This is a genomic window from Gemmatimonadota bacterium (genome assembly GCA_039715185.1).
Lineage (GTDB): Bacteria > Gemmatimonadota > Gemmatimonadetes > Longimicrobiales > RSA9 > DATHRK01.
In genome coordinates this window covers 1-17,960 of sequence record JBDLIA010000004.1, presented here as the reverse complement: position 1 = coordinate 17,960, position 17,960 = coordinate 1, and the positions used below count along the sequence as shown (strand labels likewise).

Sequence of the window (17,960 nt, the reverse complement as noted above, 5' to 3'; positions counted from 1 at the left end):
AGGCGCGGCGCGCGCCGCGAGTGGGAGCTCGTCAGCGGGCGCGGCCGGCGTACTGCCGATAGACGCCCACCACGCGACCCAGGATGCGCGCCGGCCGGTGTTCGGGGGAAAGCCACGACGGCGTGGAGCCGTTGCCCGCGCTCCCCCCGCGAGGGTCCTCGGGGACGCGTCTCACGACGCTGTCGCCGTCGATGCGCGCAAGGATGAGCTCGCCCGCGCTGACGTCTCGCTCCGTCGCCGGGGCGACCACGAGGGTGTCCCCGTCCAGGATGCCATCCTCGCTCATGCTGTCGTCCGCCATCGGAAACAGGAAGGCTTCGTCGCAGCCCGCGAGCGAGCGATCGAGGTGATAGCTGCCGTCGCACAGATCCTCGCAGAACGGTTCGCCCTCGGTGGCCACGCCGCGGAACGATTGCACCTCGATGCAGTCGGGAAAGACGCTGCTGCCCACGAGTCGAATTCCGCGCGACCGGGACGGGTCGCGTTCGACCCAACCCTTCCCCGCGAGAGCGCACAGATGCGCCGCGACCGTCTTGGTGCTCCCGATCTCGAAACGGCGCCCGATCTCGCGCACGGACGGCTGGTAGGTGTGCTCCCGGACGTACTCCACCAGGTAACGGTAGATGTCCCGCTCGAGGGCCGTGAGAGGCTCCATCGCTCAGTCCCGTCGTCAGGTGCGAGCGTGTGCGGCTTCCGCCAGCGGCGGCATTGCCCCTCCTGGGATCGAACCAGGACTCTCCTGATCCAGAGTCAGGCGTGTTGCCAGTTACACCAAGGGGCAAGAACGGCGAGTCGATACGGTACGAGCGGGCCGGGTAGGGGTCAACCACCCAGCCTCAGGCCTCGATCGCCTCCGCAGCGCGGCGTTCCAACTCGGGCAAGGCGGCGTCGATCCGGCGCAACGTGCGCTCCCGTCCCATCGCGCCGAGAACCTCGAAGATCCCCGGCGAGACGGCCATGCCCGTGAGCGCGATGCGGAGCGGGTGGATCAGCTTCCCGGCGCCCATTTCGCGCTCCTCCGCGAGCCCTCGCAGCGCCGGCTCCAGGCGTTCCTGGCCCCACTCGGCGACGCCGGCGAACCTGGTCCGCAACTCGGCCAGGTTGCTCGCGACCTCGGCCGGCCGCTTCCAGTGCTTCCTGGTCGCGGCCTCCTCGTACTCGACGTCCTCCTCGAAGTAGGGCCGCGCCTGCTTCACGAAATCGTCGAAGGTGCGCGCGCGCACCTTCAGCATGTCCAGGAGACCCAGGTACCAGGCTCGACGCTCGTCCAGCGCGTTCGCGTCGACCAGTCCGCTGTCGATCAGCATCGGCGTGACGATGCCGTCCAGGGTCTCGGCCGATGCCCGGCTGATGTGCTGACCGTTCAGCCACTCGAGCTTGCGCGTGTCGAATACCGCGCTGCGCTTCTGCACGTCGGCCAGGTCGAAGCGGGCGACGAGCTCGTCGACGTCGAAGATCTCCTCGTCCTGACCCGGCGACCAACCGAGCAGCGCCAGGAAGTTGACCATCGCCCACGGCAGGATGCCAAGCTCGCGATACTCCGCGACGGCCGTCGCGCCGTGCCGCTTGGACAGCCGCTTGCCGTCCGACCCGAGGATCATGGGCACGTGCGCGAAGACCGGCTCGGGCCAACCGAGCGCCCGGTAGATCTGGATCTGCTTGGGCGTGTTGGAGAGGTGGTCGTCGCCGCGGATCACGTGGGTGACGCGCATGTGCGCGTCGTCGCTCACCACGGCCAGGTTGTAGATCGGCGTGCCGTCAGTACGCAGGACGATGAAATCCTCGATGTCCTTGTTGGCGAAGCGCATGGGACCGTGGACCGCGTCTTCCCAGGTGGTCTCGCCCTCCGGGATGCCCATGCGCACGACGAACGGCTCGCCGGCCTCGGCCCGTCGGGCGGACTCTTCGGGCGTGACCTCGCGCAGGCACAGCCGGTCGTAGCGCCAGGCTTCCTTGCGCTCGGCCGCCGCCCTCCGCTCCGCCTCGATGCGCTCCGGCGTGCAGAAGCACCGATACGCGGCGCCCACCTCCAGCAGCCGAGCGACGTCGCCCTTGTGTCGCTCCAGCCCGTCCGCCTGGTACACCGGCCCCTCGTCCCAGTCCAGCCCCAGCCACGTCATGCCGTCCAGGATGGCGCCGGTCATCTCGTCGGTGGAACGCGCCCGATCGGTGTCCTCGATGCGCAGCAGGACCACGCCTCCGTGCCTGCGCGCGTGCAGCCAGTTGAAGAGCGCCGTGCGGGCGCCGCCGACGTGCAGAAAGCCCGTCGGCGAGGGCGCGAAACGGACGCGAAGGTCTGAGCTCATTGCGCTGGTTCGGGAACGGAGGTGCGTCGACCCGGACGCGCTCCCGGATGCTCCGGGCGCGGGTGCCGCAGACTACCGGCACCCGCGCGGAGCGTCAACGTCGGATCAGCCCCCGGAGAGGGCGGCGCCGCCCAGCGCGAGCACGGTCGCGACGCCCCAGATCAGGATCGCCCCGGTGGCAGCCTTGCCCCGCGTCAGGCGCGCGGTGACGACGTAACCCACGCCGATCAGGATGGTGGCCCACACGACCGTGAGATCCAGCCGCCCCGCGATCGCCTGGGTGACGGCGCTGGAAGTCTCCGGATCGAGGAAGCGGGCAGGCCCCAGCGACAATTGGGCGCGCGCGGTAAGAGCGTTGAGGTCCACGAAGAGGCTCTGGACGATTTCGGCGATGGGCGCGAGCAGCCTTGGGAACGCGGCGAAGGTGCCGATCGCCACGCCGTGACCGTAGCCGAGCTCACCGCCGAGGATTCGTCCCACCGCCCAGATGAACAGACCCAAGACGAACATGCTGATGAAGGTCATGACCGCACCGAAGCCAGCCTGCAGGACCGGGTTGGTCAGGAAGCCTGGCGGCGCCGTTCCGGGCTCGACGTTGGGGTTGGCCGCCATGAGGCGGATAGCCTCCATTTGCAGGACCGGGCCGATCGCGCTCGCCGCAGCGTATACGAGCACGGCCGACAGCACGACGAGGGTGATGAGGCCGCCCCAGAATTTCCCGTCCCGACGACGCGCGAACAGCTCCCTCGGGTTGAAAAAGACGTCGATCAGATCCTCGAACAAGCCGGCTTCGCTAGCCGCCTCTTCCTGGACCGGCGGCTCCTGCTGGGAGTACTCGTCCATGGCTGCCTCCGCGTGGCGTGGTGTGAAGTCCCCGCACCCCTACGACGCCCGGGTGGGGTTCCTTCAAGATCGCCACTTCAAGGCAGCCAGGCGAGACCATCGGGGTTCGCCCCGGTGGGCAATTGTCGCACGGTGGAGCCGTCCTGGAGATCCACGACCGCCACTCGGTCGGCGGCGGTTCGCGCCACGAAGGCGTAGCGGCCGGAGGGGTCCAGGAGGACGCCGATGGGAGCTCCCTGCACCGCCACCCTGGTCGACACGATCCAGTCGCCGATGTCCACCACGACGAGCTCATCGTCCATCGGGTCGGTGATGATCAGTTGCCCGGCGCCCGCGCGCATCTGCACTCGGATGGGGAAGCTTCCGGTCGATAGCGTGCGGAGCACCTGAAACGAACCCGTGTCGATCTCGCTCACGGTGCCGGCGGCCCGGTTGGTCACGTAGAGGCGCGAACCGTCCGCCGACAGCGCTATCCCCTCGGCGCCCGCGCCCGTCGCCACGCTGGTCACCGCGCCGGTGGAGGTGATGATGCGGGTGGCGCTGCCGCCGCCGATGTTCGCCGCATAGGCTCGACCGCCGTCGGCCGTCACCGCGATCATGTGAGTCACCGCCTGGTTGGTGGCGAAGCCGTCGTCCACCGTGAGCGCGTCGGGGTCCACCCAGATCACCCGCCCGGGTCCTTCGGTGGTGACCCAGACGCGCCCGTCCTGCGACGTGGCGATCCCGTGCGGGGCGGTGTCGGTTCCCAGGTCCACGGTCGCCAGCCGGCTCCGGGTCGCCACGTCCACCACGGTGAGCGAGTTACCGGGCGAGGGGCCGCTGCCGTAGTTGGTCACGTACGCGGTGGACGCGTCGGGCGACAGCGCGACCTCGTGCGGCCCGAAGCCGGTAGTCACGTCGGCGAGCCTGGAGCCGTCGTTGGGGTCGACGAAGGAGAGGCTGGCGGCGCTCTTGTTGACCACCAGGAGCGTGCCGGAGAATTCAGGCCCCGAATCGGGCGGATCTCCCGCCAGCGTGGTTCCGTCATCGCCGCAGCCGAAGACCAGGCAAGAGAGAAACACAACGAAGGACGGGATCGAACGTCGTGGCATGCAGGACATCGCGTGTCTTCGTCTCCCGGGAAAGGCCTAGATGCTCCCTCCTCCCGAGAACGATCCGGCGGCCGCGGGCAGGACAGCGCCGGTGCGCGGCGGACGCACCGATTCCCCTGCCCTGCGCTCCGCGCGTCGCTCGGCCAGCAGGTAGAGCGCGGGCGTCACGGTGAGCACGAACACGGTACTGGCGGCCAGGCCGCCGACGAGCGCGTAGCCCAGCGCGTTCCAGATGTTCGCGTCCGCGGCGCCGCTGAACAACACCAGCGGCAGCAGGCCCAGGATCGTCGTGGCGCTGGTCATCAGGATGGGCCGGACCCGCTCGAGCGTCCCCTCCAGCACCGCGTCCCGCAGCGCCAGGCCGTCGCGGCGGCGCTTCTGGTTCACGTGGTCCACGAGCAGGATGGCGTTGTTGACCACGATGCCGCCCATCATGATCACGCCGACGTACGCCTCGCGCGTGAAGCTCGCGCCCGTGTAGAAGAACACCAGGAAGACTCCCACCAGCGCCATCGGCACGGTCAACAACACCACGAACGGCTGCCTGAGCGACTCGAACAAGGTCGCGGTGACGCCGAACACCAGCAGGAGGGACACCAGCAGCACGCCGTAGATCTGGTTCCGTTCGCCCAGGGACCATGCCCACAGATTGCCCGACTCGATCGTGTAACCGGTGGGGACCGCGGTGGCCTCGATGACCCGCCGCGTGATCTCGTCGCCCAGCTTGCGGGGCCCCCGGAACTCGTAGGCGACGCGTCGCTCGTACTGCTGATTCTCGCGCGTAATGCGCGCCAGCACGTCGCGCTCGGACAGCGTAGCGACGTCGGCCAAGCGCACGGTGCCGCCCGCGGGCGCCGGGATCAGGAGCTGAAGCAGCTCCACGTTGTCGATGGTCTCGTGCCCCGCGAGCTTGACCGATACCTGCATTTCGTCGCCCTCGATGCGCACAGGGCGGCCGCGCTCGCTGGTGCGCACCGCGGCGTTCACTTCCTCCACGACGTCGCGCGCCGTGAGGCCGTGTCGGGCCAGCGCCACGCGGTCCAGCGCCAGCACGGCCTCGGTCGCCCTATCCCGCTGGAAGAACTGACCGCTGGCGTTGGTGTCCACCTCGCGTATGCGGCTGAAGCGCTCCAGCCTGCGCCCCAGGTCCACGGCGATCTCCCGCACCGTGACGTAGTTGTAGCCCAGGACCTTGATCGAGTAGTTGGGCGGCGAGCTGCCCCCTCCGTAGAAGGCCGGCCCGCGGCCGAAAACGCGCACGTTGGTGCCGCCGAACAGGTACGAGTAGGCGGTGAGCTCGTCCTGGACCGCGAGAGGATAGTCGGTACGCTCGACGTCCTCGGGGAACGTGATCCGGATCCAGCCCCAGCCGGGGCGCACCCGGCTCACGTAGCGGTCGATGTCTCCCAGCCCGGCGACGCGCGCCTCGAAGTGCCTGACCAGGTCGTCCGCGCGCGCCAGCTCCTCGCCGCGCGGCATGCGGATCTGCACGTCGACGAACGTCTCCTGCTGGCTCAGCCCGCCCCAGACCACGCCTCGACTCACGTATCGCTGAAACAAGAACGCGGAACCGCCTAGCATCAACCCAGCTATGGCTACGGTCACGATCGGAAATCTGAGCGTGATGCCGACCAGGCCGCGGTACAGGCGAAGGTACCTCGGGGGCCGCTCCCTGCCGCGCGCCGCGCGGGCGCCGCCCTCCAGCCGCACGCGCCCGGCCATCGCGGGGATGAACGTGAACGCGACGAACAAGCTGGCGAGCAATCCGAAGCCCACCACGGTCGCGAGCGGCACGTAGTACACCCGCAGCTCACCCTGGAGGTACACGAACGGGATCAGCACGACCAGCGTGGTGGCCGTCGCCGCCAGAATGGGCAGGATCACCTCGGAGGCGCCCGCCTCCGCAGCCTGGAGGCGCCCGCCCGCCTGGCCTCGGCTTACGTGCCGGAAGATGTTCTCCAGCACGACGATCGCGTTGTCGACGATCAGCCCGAAGCCCATCGCCAGGCCCATCAGCGTCAGCACGTTGAGCGTGAGCCCGCCGAAGTAGATCAGGTTGACGGCGAGCAGGATGCTGAAGGCGATGGTGGCGAAGACGATGACGGCCGACGCGACCGACCCCAGGAACGCCAGCAGCACCAGGAAGATCACGCCGGCGGCGAAGAACGCGCGGAAGCGCAAGTCGGAGAGCTGCGCCCGGATGTCCCGGCTCTGGTCGTCGTCCAGGATCACGCTCGCCCCCGGGGGCAAGCCGGCCTCCAGCGCGGCCACCCGCTCCTTCACGTCGTCGGCGAGCCGCACCGTGTTGGCGCCCAACCGCCGGTAGACAACGAACTGGACCGCGGGCCTGCCGTCGATGCGGTAGTAGCCGCGCGCCTCGTCGAAGGTGGCGCGCACCTTGGCGATGTCACGCAGGCGGACGGTGCGGTCCGCAGTCGTCATGACGGGCGCGTCCAGCAGCGCTTGCAGCGACTCCGGTCGGTCGCGGATGGCCACGTTGCGCACCACGCCGCCGGCCTCCACGGCGCCGGCCTCGATGACCTGCTCCAGCTCGAGCAGCCGGTCGCGCACCTCGCCCACCCCCAGTCCCAGCGAGCGGACTCGAGCTTCGTCCAGCTCGACCTCGAGCACGCGGTCGCGGCCGCCGTAGGCGAATACCTCCGACACCCCTTCGACCTGCCTGAGCTCGGGCGCGATCTTCTCCTCGACGTGCTCGCGCAGCGCCTCCAGCGTGTGCGGTCCCGTGACCGTGTAGGCCAGGACCGGCTGGTTCTGGTCGCTGAACTCGTCGGGGACCCAGTCGGAGACCTCCACGCGCCCGGCGCCCGGCGGCAGGTCGTTCTCCAGCGCGGCGACCCGCTCCGACAGGTCCAGGCGCGCGAAGTCCATGTCGGTGTCGCGCGCGAACTCCACGTCCACGCTCGCTATCCCTCTCCCGAACTCCTGGCTGGACACCGACGTGACCTTCTCCACGCCGCGCACCTGCTGGACCGCGGCCTCCAGCGGCGACGTGAGAAACGCCTCGGTGGTCTCGGGCGATGACCCCGGCCATTCCGCGCGCACGCTCAGGCGCGGCAGGTCCGCGTCCGGCAGCAGCTCCACGGGGACGTTGCGCCACGCCGCCACGCCCAGGAACGCCACCGCCACGTAGGCCATGGTGACGGCCACGGGCCGGCGCACGATGTGGCGGATCACCGTGGGGCCTCCACGCTCGCCGGGGCGCCGACAAACGCCAACCGCACATCCTCCACCAGCGCGTACGCAACCGGCACGACGATCAGCGTCAGCGCGGTGGCGGTCAGGAGGCCGCCGATTACGGCGATGGCGAGCGGCGCCCGCAGGTCCGCGCCGCGGCCTATGCCGAGCGCCATGGGGGTCAGGCCCAGGACGGTCGTCACGGTGGTCATCAGGATCGGCCGCAGGCGCGCGCGACCGGCCTCCAGGATCGCCGCGTGGACCTCCGCCCCGCGGGCGCGCGCCTGGTTGATGAAGTCCACCTTGATGATGGCGTCGTTCACCACGATGCCCACGAGGATCACCACGCCGATGAGGCTCATGGTGTTGAGGCCGCTGCCGGTGACCGCCAGGGCCAGCAGCGAGCCGACGAGCGCGAGCGGCACGCTGAGCAGGATGGTGAAGGGATGCAGGAAGCTCTCGAACTGCGCCGCCAGGATCATGTAGACGAGCAGCAGCGCCAGCGTGAACGCGAACGCGAGCTCGCGAAAGCTGCGCCGCATCTCCGTGTTCTCGCCGGCCACCTCGACGCGGATGCCGCGCGGCGTGGGCAGCCCGGCGAGCGCCGCCTGAACCTCCGCGACGCCGTCCTCGATCGACCCCGCGGCGTCCACGTGCACCGGTACGACGCGGTTCTGGTCCAGCCTACGCACCTCGGCCGGGCCGAGCTGCTCGGTCGAGCGGACGAGCTGGCGCAGCGGCACGTCACCCACGCGCAGCCGGTCGAGCGTGGCGGGATCGCGGCGGGCGTCCTCGGGGAGGCGGACCACGACCGGGACCTTGCGGTCGAACGCCACGAACTCGGTCGCGACGCTCCCGCGCATGTACGCCTCCACCGTGCCCGACAGCTCGGAGGGCCGCAGTCCGTAGGAGGCGAGCCGGTCTCGGTCCACGCTCAGGCGCACCTCGGGCTGCCCCAGCTCGACGCCCAGCCGGACGTTGTCGAGGCCGGGTCGCTCGGCGAGCCGACTCTCCAGTTCGGCCGCGTAGGCGAGCATCGGCTCCAGCTCCTCCCCGCGCACGCGCACCGCCAGGTCAGAGCCGTCATCTCCCCCCACCAGCCGACCCAGCGCGGTGGCCTGGCCGGCCTCCATGGTCAGCGCGCCCGCCGGCAGTCCCGGCAGCGCGGCGCGGGTGCGGGCGATCACGTCGCGGCTGGAGGCCCCTGGCGTGAGCCGCGCCTCGAGGACGGCGGTGTGCAGGCCGCCCTCGTCCTCGTTCAGCGTGCCCACGGCGTTCTGCCGACCCACCCGGGTGAAGACGGCCTCCACGTCGGCGTCCTCCAGCAGCGCCGCTTCCACACGCGCGGCGATCTCGTCGGTGGCCTCCAGGGGCGTGCCGCGGGCCAGCTCGAGCCGGGCCTGGAAGGCGCCCTGCTCAACCTCGGGGAGCACCGAGCGCTCCGTGAAGACGCCCACCAGGACGGCCAGCGCCAGCAGCGCGGCGGACACCGCCACCACCCGGGCGCGCCGCGCGAGGGCCGCCTCCAGCACGCCGTGGTACCACTCGGCGAAGCGCCCGAAGGCGCGGTCGAAGGCGTCCAGAGCGGGCCTGGCGGCGGCCGCGATGAGCGCGCCGATGGCTCCGCCCGCCGCGCGCGCGATGCGCCTCACGGGCCCGGCGTCCGCGCCCCCTCCCACCCAGCGCGCCGCCAACGCGGGCAGCAGCGTGATCGCCACCAGCAGCGACGCGAGCAGCGAGAAGGCCACCGCCAGCGACAGGTCTCCGAACAACTCGCCGGCCACTCCCCGCACGTACAGGACGGGACCGAACACGGCGATTGTGGTCAGCGTGGAAGCGGTGATGGCGCCGGTCACTTCCTCCGCGCCGAGGGCCGCGCTGTCCGCGTCGCTGAGGCTCTCGCCGGATTCACGGTGCCGGAAGACGTTCTCCAGCACCACGATCGAGTTGTCGACCAGCATGCCGACGCCCAGCGCGAGCCCGCCCAGGCTCATGATGTTCAGCGACACACCCGCCGCGTCCAGCAGGGCGAAGGTGCCGACGACCGAGATGGGGATGGCGAGCGCGATAGCGACCGGGTAGCGCGCGTCCCGCAGGAACAGGAAGAGCACCAGGAACGCCAGGACGCCCCCGAGCAGCAGCGCCTGCGCGACGTTGGAGATGGCGTCCGAGATGAAGCCGGCCTGGCTCATCGGCACGGCGAAATCCAGGTCGGGATACTCCGCGCGCAGGATGAGGAGCGCGTCCTCCACGCGCTCGGCCACCTGCACGGTGTTGGCGCCCGACTCCTTGAACAGCAGCAGCCCGACCGCCTCGCGGCCGTTGGCGCGGGCGATCGACTCGCGCTCGCGAAAGCCGTCGCGCACGGTCGCCACGTCGCGCACCCGAATCAGCGCCGCGCCCGTCGCGCTCTCTTCTCCGGTCGAGCCGGCCGGAGAGGATGGATCGAACCCCGGTGCCCCGCGGGCGGGGCCGATCACGACCTGGGCGATCTCATCGACGGCCTGGAATTCGCCCAGCGTACGAAGCGAGTAGCGGTAGCGGCCGCGCCGCACGCTGCCGCCCGGGGCGCTCACGTTGGCGTCGTCCAGCGCGCGCGCGATGTCGGCGACGGTGAGGCCCAGGTTGTCCAGCTTGCGCGGGTCCACGTCCACCTGGATCTCGCGATCGAGCCCGCCCACGACGGCCGCCTGCGCCACGCCGTCGATCTGCTCCAGGCGCCGCTTGAAGACCGACTCGGCCTGCTCCTTGAGCCCCCACAGGTCGACCGGTCCCGTGACGCTGAGCGCCATGACGGGGTCCGCGGTGGGGTCGGTGCGCAGCACCACCGGGCGGTCCGCGAGGTCCGGCAGCACGTCGCGCAGGTTATCGAGCTTCTCGCGCACGCCCAGCGCCGCGAAGTCCATGTCGATGCCCCACGCGAAGCGCAGCGTCACGTAGGAGGCGCCCTCGCGCGACACGCTCTCGATGCGCTCCACTCCGGCCACCGCGGACACCTGCGCCTCCACCGGCTCGGTGACCAGGCGCTCGACCTCGGTGGGCGCGACATCCGGGTACGCGGTGAACACAACCAGGCGCGGATAGGACACGTCCGGCAGCAGGTCCGTGGGCAGGCGGCCGAAGGAGATCGCGCCCAGCACCAGCACGCCGATGAACAGCATCGCGACGCCCACGGGGCGCGCGATCGACAGGCGCGGCAAGCTCACGGGCGCACTGCCGCGCCCGCGCGCTCCTCCAGCGTCACGCGGGCGCGTTCGAAGTCGTAGCGCGCGTTGATCGCCCGGCGCTCCTGCGCGGCGGCCTCCTCGATGACCCGCTGCAGGTCGGTAAACTGCACCGAGCCCAGCGCGAACAGCTCCTGCTGCAATTCGAGTCGCTCCACGCTAAGCGAAGCCGCCTGCCGCGCGAGCAGCACGGCGCGGTAAGCGTTCTGCAGGTCGATGAGCGCCTCACGCACCTCCCGCTCCACGCGCAGCGAGGTGGCCCGCCGGTCCTGGCGCGCGTCGTCCTCGGCGGCGTTGGCGGCGGCCGTCCGCGAGCTCCTGTCGAAGCGGTCGAAGATCGGCAGCGACGCGGCGAAGCCGAAACTCAGCGTGCGGTTCTCGGGGTTGAACTCGCTGAGCGCGTCGAAGCTGCTCACGCTGGCGCCGCGCGTGAGGCCGAGGTTGGCCGATATGCGCGGCCACCAGTCGCCGCGCGCGACGTCCGCGTCCTCGGCGGCGGCGTCGAGGAGCGCGTCCGCCTCGCGAACGGATGGATTCGACCCCACCGCGAGCGCCACGATGTCGTCGCCCGCCAAGCCGGCCGGGTCGAAGACGGCGGGCGGTGTGGTGCTCGGGCTGACCTCCACCCACCCGCCGACGCCGATCACCTCCAGCAGCGCCAGGCGCGCTTTGCGGGCGCTTCCCCGCGCGGCCTCCAGCGACTGCTCCTGCGTGGCCACGTCCACGCGCGCCCCCAGCACGTCGACGGGCGACACCGCCGCCACCCGCAGCCGCTCCTCGGTCGCCTCGAGCCGCTCCCGGGCGGCAGCCAGCAGTCGCTCCTCCAGCCCCGCCAGCAGGTCGCCGCGAGCCACGTCCCAATAGGCTCTCTCAACGGCCGCCGCGACCGCGATCCAGGATCCCGCGATGCGCGCCGTGGTGGCGCGCTCCTGCGCCCTGGCGGAAGCAAGGCGGTTCCAGTTGGCGCCGCCGTCGAAGAGCGTGAAGTCCAGGGAGAAGCGCTGGCTGGAGCTGCTGCTCTGGAACTCCAGCGGTTGGGACAGCCGCACCGGCTCGCCGAAGTCGTCCTCGCCGGTCACGCGCCGCGCGTCCGAGCCGGACAGCGCCATGGACGCGTCCACGCTGGGCAGCAGTCCGCCCCAGCCGGCTCTCACCCGCGCGGACGCCGTGCCGGCGTCATTACGGTTACGCGCGTGCGCAGGGCTCCGCAGGCGCGCGATCTCGAGGGCGCGCTCGAGCGTGAGGTCGACCGGGACCGCGTCCGCCTGGGCTGCCGCCGAGGCTGGCAACGTGAGCAGCGCGAGCGCCACCACCGCCGTCGCGCCCCGCATCAGTCCGGCCTCCCACCGGAGCGCGCCGCGTCCTCGACCAGTCGGACGCGCGCGTCGTGGATGAGGGTGTAGTGCCCGCCGGTCAGCACGACGTCGCCGGGGCTGACCCCGTCCGTCTCGGGATCGTCGAGGATCTCCACGACCAGGTCGTTCTCGAGACCGGGCGTCACGTAGCGCCACTTGGCGAGCCCCGAGCTCCGATCGCCCTCGTACACGAAGACCACGCTGCGCCGGTCGCGCTCCACCACGGCCTCGCGCGGGATCAGCACGCGGTCCGGGAAGCGCCTCGCGTCGAGCGACACCTCGGCGAACATGCCCGGCAGAATGCGGCCGTCGGGGTTTGGTACCTCGACGGTAACGCGCACGACGCGCGACTCGCCCTCCACCAGGGGATTGATCGTGCGGATGGTGCCGCGGAACGGCTCGTCCGGCCACGCGGCGAAACTCACCGCCGCGTCGCCGCCCGGCTGGAGATAGCCGACCTCGGTCTCCAGCACCTGCGCCTCGACGCGGATGGGGTCGAGATCGGACACCGTGAGCAGAGGATCGCCGGCCCGCACCCACTCACCCGCCACGACCTGGACGTCGGCGACTCGGCCCCCGAAAGGTGACGTGACGCGCGTTCTGGACAGGTCCAACTCGGCGCGCCGCAAGGCGATCTCAGCCTGGTCCAGGCCGCTGCGCGCGCGGGCGACGCGGCCGCGCTCCTCGCGCACCGCGGTGTCCTCGATGCGGTCGTCGAAGAGGGTGATGGAGCGGTACTCGGCCTCGGCGCGGCGCACCTGGGCCTCGGCGTCGTCGACCGCGAGCTGGTACTCGGTCGGGTCCAGCGACAGGAGCACGCGCCCGCCGCCTACCCTGTCGCTCTCGCCGACCGGAACGCGGGCCACCTGGCCACCCACCTGCGCGAGCAGCGTCGTCGACCGCTCGGGAAACGCCCGCCCGTTCGCCTTCACCGCGAGCACGAGCGTGTCCAGCACCGCCTCGGCCCCCTCCACGGGGATCGGCACGTCCGACGCGCGCGCCGCTCCACCGGCCTCTACGGTTTCGCCGGCCTCGGATGCGGCGTTTTCAGAAGCGCCGTCGACCGCGCCGAGTCGAAGGACCACGCCCGCGGCCAGCGCGGTAACGACGAGGACGGCGACGGCCAGGGCGAGCCAGGATCGTCGGGTCATGGGAGGGATCCTTCGGGCTGGGAGAGCAACCTGTTCAATCTAGCCTCGCTTCTTGAGTTCGCGACATAGCGAGACGGGCCGCTGCGCGCCCGAACCGCCAATCCGATTCGGGCCGAGCGCAAAGGGTTGCCCGAACGCCTGCATGAACCCGATCGCGAGTGACAGGTATCAGAGGTATGAGCGAACCAACCTGGACCCAGGTCATCGAGTACGCGGCCCAGTACGAGGCCGACCTCGCCGTAGCCATCCTCGCCGCGGCGGGCATCCCCACCATGCTCAAGGGTCCCGGCGCCGGGATCTTCGGGCCCGGAATGGCCGGCCTGTCTCCGATCCCCGTGCGCGTGTTTGTCCCTTCGGAGGCTCTAGAAGACGCCCGCGAGATCCTGACGGCCGAGCCGGAGGATGAAGCGGAGGAGCCCTAGCCGCCGTCAGCACCCGGCTCGGCCGCGTACAGCCGTATCGACTGAACGCCAGTCTCCGTGTCCTCATGCACCGCCACGAACCCGCCGTCTGGAGTGAACGCCCAAGGGAAGTCCGGCAGGCGCACCCGCGCCACGCTCCCATCGCGACGTACGATCACCGCGACGGGTCCAGATTCCCCGGGTGGGCGCCACTCCCGCAGCCAGAGCGATCCGGCGGGGTCGAGAGCTATTGCGGTCCACCGTAGCCGGCGGCGCACGCTGGGAAGGTTCTCGACGCCGATCAGCGCCTCCGCGCGTCGCTTGATATCGCTTCCCGCCGCACAGATCGCGTCGGGATCTGGTAGATCCGTGGTGCGGACGGCTCCGCCGACCCCGCCAATCGCCGAGTCGAGACCGTCGCTCACCACGACCGTGGCGCCGTCGGCGAACCAAAGCGGACCGGCTTCGCAGGGCGGAGAGAATGTCCCCGGGGCGCCGTTGGGCCCGGGCACGATCGGTCGAGATACCCACTCCGAAGCGAGCAACGGATCCCGGCCTGAAGCGGTGCGACGCTCCAGGGCCTCCCAGGAAAGAACGGCTAACCTCTCGGCGACCCCTTCGGGCCCGAGCCGGCGCTCTCTGACCGCTATTCCGTCCGCAGACAGTCCGACCAGCTGGCGAAGGCTCCGGTTCGCGTCGACCCCGGAAGCGGCCGATAGTCGCCAGAGCAGGTTGCGGCGAAACGCACCATCGTGCGTGAACAGGCTGACGGCCGCGGCCCCGTTGGCCACGTAGAGGAGGGTGTCGTCGGCGGCAAGCAGGTCGGGCGCGCGTCCGAAGCGAGCCCATGGGACAAACTCGAGTTCGCCTGGGCCCTGTCCCAGGCGCCCTATCGACGAGACCGGCCGCAAGCCGGCGTCGAGCACCATGAAACGACCTCCCCCCGTATCCAGGACAACCACGTTGCCCGAGGGAAGCACTTCGAGGCCCGCGACCAACGTGAGTTCTTCGCCCGGCAGGTCGCCGTACGAAGACGCCAGGCGGTACCCTGCCGCTGCAGGATCGGCGGCCAGGGCGGCCGCCGCGTCCACACCGCCCTCGCTCGAACCGCCACAGGCCGAGGCGAAAACAACGCCGATTGCCAGCCAAGTGTCCGCGATCGGCAAGCTCGTGCCGACCCGAGCCGAGCGCGGACCCTTCCTATCCCACGGGGGTGAACGCATCGTTGCCCAAAACTGTGCGAGCTACGTTAGCCAATACAAGAGCGTGGTGGATCGATGAACCCCGAAGCAGCCCAGGCCCCTCCGACGGCCATCGTGCCGTGCGCGTTCTGCGGCGCCAACAACCGCGTGGACCTCTCCAAGGCAGAGCACCGCCCCAAGTGCGGCAAGTGCGCCAAGCCGTTCCTGCTCGACCGTCCGGTCAAGCTCACGCAGGAAGCCTTCGACAAGACCATCGCCGACTCAACCGCTCCGGTTCTGGTGGACTTCTACACCGACTGGTGCGCGCCGTGTAAGGTCATGGCACCGATCATCGACAAGATAGCCCGAGAACGCATGGGCGAGCTCCTCGTCGGCAAGCTGGACACCGACCGCGCGTCCGAGGTGTCCGCCAAATTGGGAATCCGAGGGATCCCGACCTTCATCCTCTTCCGCGACGGCAAGGAGGTCGCGCGCGAGGTTGGGGCGGTGGCGCCGGCGCAGTTGGAGGCGCTGGCGGGAAGGTAGGGCTCGGCCGGTCGCCGGAACCACGCCGACCCGCCCCGGTACCACTGCCGGCCACTTGGATCAACACCTTCAACCCACGCGCGCAATGACCCGACTCCCCCGTTTCGCCGCGCTCGCATCAGCAACCCTGCTCGCCGCCCCGCTGGCGGCTCAACAGCTCACGATCGACCGGATCTTTGCCGACCGCGAGTTCGCGCCCGCCCGCCTGCCCAACCTGGCGTGGATGGCGGACGGACAGCGCTTCACGTTCATCGAGACGCGCGCCGACGGCGCCACCGACCTGATCGTGGAGGACGCCGCATCCGGCGACCGGTCGGTGCTGGTGGACGGTTCGAGCCTGCTTCGCCCCGGGGACGATGAGCCGATCACGATCGACGCCTACGCGTTCGACGACGGCGAGCGCCGACTCCTCATCCAGACCGACCAGCAGGGCATCTATCGGCGCTCCACCAGGGGTACCTACTACGTGCTCGACCTGGCGACCGGGGCGCTCCAGCCCATCGCCGCTTCGACCGGCGATCAGCAGTACGCCAAGCTGTCGCCGGACGGGGATCGGGTGGGGTTCGTGCGGGCCAACGACGTCTGGGTCGCGGACCTGTCGACGGGGGCCGAGCGGCGCCTGACCTTCGACGGCTCGGAGACGGTCATCAACGGCACCTTCGACTGGGTCTACGAGGAGGAGCTGTCGGTGGTGGACGGCTGGAGCTGGAGCCCGGACGGCGGGCGCATCGCGTTCTGGCACAGCGACCAGAGCCCCATCGACATTTTCAGCGTGCAAGACCTGTCCGAGCTCTACCCCACATCGCTGGACCTTCCCTACCCCAAGGCGGGCGATCCCAACTCGATCGTGTCCATCGGCGTGATCGACCTGGGAGAGGCCGGCATGGCGGAGGGCACGGGCTCGGGGATCACGTGGGTCGACACGGGGGACGAGACCGACATCTACCTGGCGCGCATGCGCTGGACTCCGGACGGGGAAGCGCTCTTCATCGAACGCCTGAACAGACACCAGAACCGGCTCGAGATGCTGTCGGCGGACCCGGCCAGCGGAGAGAGCGCGGTGGTCATGGTCGATGAGGACGAGGCGTACGTCGACGTGGACTTCGACTTCACCTGGGTGGACGGCGGCGAGCGCTTCATCTGGACCAGCGAGCGGGACGGCTGGAACCACCTGTACCTGTACAACCGTGACGGCTCACTCGAGCGTCAGCTCACGGACGGCGAGTGGGAGGTCAACGCCTACCACGGGCTGGACCGCGACAACGGCTGGGCATACTTCAGCGCGGCCAAGGAGAGCCCCCTCACGCGGGACCTCTACCGAGTGCGGCTGGATGGAGGCGAGCCCGAGCGTCTGACGCGGGGAGGTGGCTCGCACGCGGTCGCGGTCGCGCCAGGCTTCCGCTACTTCATCGACACCCACACCACCGTCGCGCGGCCCGGCAGCACCGTGCTGCACCGCGCCGACGGGCGCGCCGTGCGCACCCTCGTCGACAACGAGGCCTTGGTCGCCAAGCTCGCCGGCATGGGGCTGCGCGACCCCGAGTTCATCACCGTCCCGGCCGCCGACGGCACGCCTCTGAACGCGTGGATCACGCGCCCCGCCAGCTTCGACGAGAACCAGAGCTGGCCGGTGCTCATGTACGTGTACGGCGGCCCCGGCTCGCAGACCGTGCGCGATTCCTGGGGCGGCGACCGCTACCTGTGGCACCAGGCGCTCGCCGAGCGCGGCTACGTGGTGGTGAGCGTGGACAACCGCGGCACGGGCGCGCGCGGACGGGACTTCAAGAAGCAGACGTACCTGCAGCTCGGCAAGCTCGAGTCAGACGATCAGATCGCGGCGGCGCGCTGGCTTGCGGACCAGCCCTACGTGGACCGCGACCGGCTGGGCATCTGGGGCTGGAGCTACGGCGGCTACATGACGCTGCTGTCGATGCTACGCGAAGGCGGCGACGTCTTCAGCGCCGGCATAAGCGTCGCGCCCGTGACCCACTGGAAGCTCTACGACACGATCTACACCGAGCGCTACATGCGCACGCCGCGGGAGAACCCGGGCGGCTACGAGGACTGGGCGCCGACCAACATCGCGGCCGAGCTGACGGGAGACCTGCTCCTCGTCCACGGCGCCGCGGACGACAACGTGCACTTCCAGCAGTCGTCGCAGATGGTCGACGCGTTCATCGACGCCGGGGTCCAGTTCGAGTTCATGATGTATCCGGGCCGCGCGCACGCCATCCGCCGGCGCAACGCGCAGCCTCACCTGTTCACGATGCTGACGAACTGGCTGGAGGAGCACCTGCCGGCGGGCGCGAGCGAAGTCGCCCGCGCGACGTCGTAGCGGAGGGCGAGGACCTCCACATTCGCAGAAAGCAACTAGTTCAAATTCTGAACTAGTTGCGAAGTGCCCCGAGGCGGAGTTGCGCCTGCGCCACCGCCAGCCCGCGGGCGAGGTCCGCGACCCCGCAGGCAAAGAAAAACCCCGCCATGAGGCGGGGTTTTTCGCGTCTCCTCAACGGCCGACGCCTACCAACCGCACTGGCGTCCCGCGTTCTGCTCGGCGAGCCATTCCATGAGCGGCGCGAAGTACTCCACCACCGCGGACCCGTCCATCTCGCGCGAGCCCGTGAACGCCTCGAGCGCGTCGGACCAGGGCCGGGACGCGCCCATCTC

Annotated in this window: 13 protein-coding genes and 1 tRNA gene; 3 read left to right on the top strand and 11 right to left on the bottom strand. The window is 70.4% G+C overall.

Annotated elements, in window-relative coordinates:
* Positions 1-31 precede the first annotated feature (31 nt).
* The 9 genes from lexA to ABFS34_01360 form a co-directional block, all read right to left on the bottom strand.
* Complete coding sequence (gene lexA, locus ABFS34_01400) at positions 32-655, bottom strand: transcriptional repressor LexA (GenBank protein MEN8374085.1); 624 nt, start codon at positions 653-655, stop codon at positions 32-34.
* 53 nt (positions 656-708) lie between these two features.
* A tRNA-Gln gene (locus tag ABFS34_01395) sits at positions 709-781 on the bottom strand.
* 55 nt (positions 782-836) lie between these two features.
* Positions 837-2,306 (bottom strand): glutamate--tRNA ligase, encoded by a 1,470-nt coding sequence (gene gltX / locus ABFS34_01390; protein MEN8374084.1) that lies wholly within the window; start codon positions 2,304-2,306, stop codon positions 837-839.
* Between the two features lie 105 nt (positions 2,307-2,411).
* Positions 2,412-3,149: a Yip1 family protein gene (locus ABFS34_01385; protein ID MEN8374083.1), complete on the bottom strand. Its 738-nt coding sequence runs from the start codon at positions 3,147-3,149 to the stop codon at positions 2,412-2,414.
* Positions 3,150-3,226: 77 nt separating this feature from the next.
* Positions 3,227-4,240 (bottom strand): hypothetical protein, encoded by a 1,014-nt coding sequence (locus tag ABFS34_01380; GenBank protein MEN8374082.1) that lies wholly within the window; start codon positions 4,238-4,240, stop codon positions 3,227-3,229.
* 36 nt (positions 4,241-4,276) lie between these two features.
* Complete coding sequence (locus ABFS34_01375; protein ID MEN8374081.1) at positions 4,277-7,435, bottom strand: efflux RND transporter permease subunit; 3,159 nt, start codon at positions 7,433-7,435, stop codon at positions 4,277-4,279.
* A complete protein-coding gene (locus ABFS34_01370) occupies positions 7,432-10,641 on the bottom strand; it encodes an efflux RND transporter permease subunit (protein ID MEN8374080.1) in 3,210 nt (1,069 codons plus the stop codon). Before ABFS34_01370 ends, ABFS34_01375 begins: the two co-directional genes overlap by 4 nt.
* Positions 10,638-11,990, bottom strand: a complete 1,353-nt coding sequence (locus tag ABFS34_01365; GenBank protein MEN8374079.1) for a TolC family protein — start codon at positions 11,988-11,990, stop codon at positions 10,638-10,640. The genes ABFS34_01370 and ABFS34_01365 overlap by 4 nt, the downstream gene beginning before the upstream one ends.
* Positions 11,990-13,165 (bottom strand): efflux RND transporter periplasmic adaptor subunit, encoded by a 1,176-nt coding sequence (locus ABFS34_01360; GenBank protein MEN8374078.1) that lies wholly within the window; start codon positions 13,163-13,165, stop codon positions 11,990-11,992. Before ABFS34_01360 ends, ABFS34_01365 begins: the two co-directional genes overlap by 1 nt.
* Before the next feature lie 176 nt (positions 13,166-13,341).
* Between ABFS34_01360 and ABFS34_01355 the strand changes: the two genes are divergently transcribed.
* Positions 13,342-13,587 (top strand): DUF2007 domain-containing protein, encoded by a 246-nt coding sequence (locus ABFS34_01355; protein MEN8374077.1) that lies wholly within the window; start codon positions 13,342-13,344, stop codon positions 13,585-13,587.
* On the opposite strand, the gene ABFS34_01350 is transcribed toward ABFS34_01355, so the two are convergent.
* Complete coding sequence (locus tag ABFS34_01350; GenBank protein MEN8374076.1) at positions 13,584-14,657, bottom strand: hypothetical protein; 1,074 nt, start codon at positions 14,655-14,657, stop codon at positions 13,584-13,586. The two genes, ABFS34_01355 and ABFS34_01350, sit on opposite strands and share 4 nt — an antisense overlap.
* Positions 14,658-14,843: 186 nt before the next feature.
* Here ABFS34_01350 and trxA point away from each other — a divergent pair, with 186 nt between their 5' ends.
* Positions 14,844-15,293, top strand: a complete 450-nt coding sequence (trxA, locus tag ABFS34_01345) for a thioredoxin (protein MEN8374075.1) — start codon at positions 14,844-14,846, stop codon at positions 15,291-15,293.
* Between the two features lie 85 nt (positions 15,294-15,378).
* Positions 15,379-17,628, top strand: a complete 2,250-nt coding sequence (locus ABFS34_01340) for a S9 family peptidase (GenBank protein ID MEN8374074.1) — start codon at positions 15,379-15,381, stop codon at positions 17,626-17,628.
* 185 nt (positions 17,629-17,813) lie between these two features.
* On the opposite strand, the gene ABFS34_01335 is transcribed toward ABFS34_01340, so the two are convergent.
* On the bottom strand, positions 17,814-17,960 hold a 147-nt coding region (locus ABFS34_01335; GenBank protein MEN8374073.1), incomplete at its 5' end, for a M2 family metallopeptidase.

Bases quoted from the DNA above. Each gene is read 5' to 3' on its own strand.
- lexA (MEN8374085.1), bottom strand. From the start codon at position 655: ATGGAGCCTCTCACGGCCCTCGAGCGGGACATCTACCGTTACCTGGTG.
- gltX (MEN8374084.1), bottom strand. From the start codon at position 2,306: ATGAGCTCAGACCTTCGCGTCCGTTTCGCGCCCTCGCCGACGGGCTTT.
- ABFS34_01385 (MEN8374083.1), bottom strand. From the start codon at position 3,149: ATGGACGAGTACTCCCAGCAGGAGCCGCCGGTCCAGGAAGAGGCGGCT.
- ABFS34_01380 (MEN8374082.1), bottom strand. From the start codon at position 4,240: ATGCCACGACGTTCGATCCCGTCCTTCGTTGTGTTTCTCTCTTGCCTG.
- ABFS34_01365 (MEN8374079.1), bottom strand. From the start codon at position 11,990: ATGCGGGGCGCGACGGCGGTGGTGGCGCTCGCGCTGCTCACGTTGCCA.
- ABFS34_01360 (MEN8374078.1), bottom strand. From the start codon at position 13,165: ATGACCCGACGATCCTGGCTCGCCCTGGCCGTCGCCGTCCTCGTCGTT.
- ABFS34_01355 (MEN8374077.1), top strand. From the start codon at position 13,342: ATGAGCGAACCAACCTGGACCCAGGTCATCGAGTACGCGGCCCAGTAC.
- trxA (MEN8374075.1), top strand. From the start codon at position 14,844: ATGAACCCCGAAGCAGCCCAGGCCCCTCCGACGGCCATCGTGCCGTGC.
- ABFS34_01340 (MEN8374074.1), top strand. From the start codon at position 15,379: ATGACCCGACTCCCCCGTTTCGCCGCGCTCGCATCAGCAACCCTGCTC.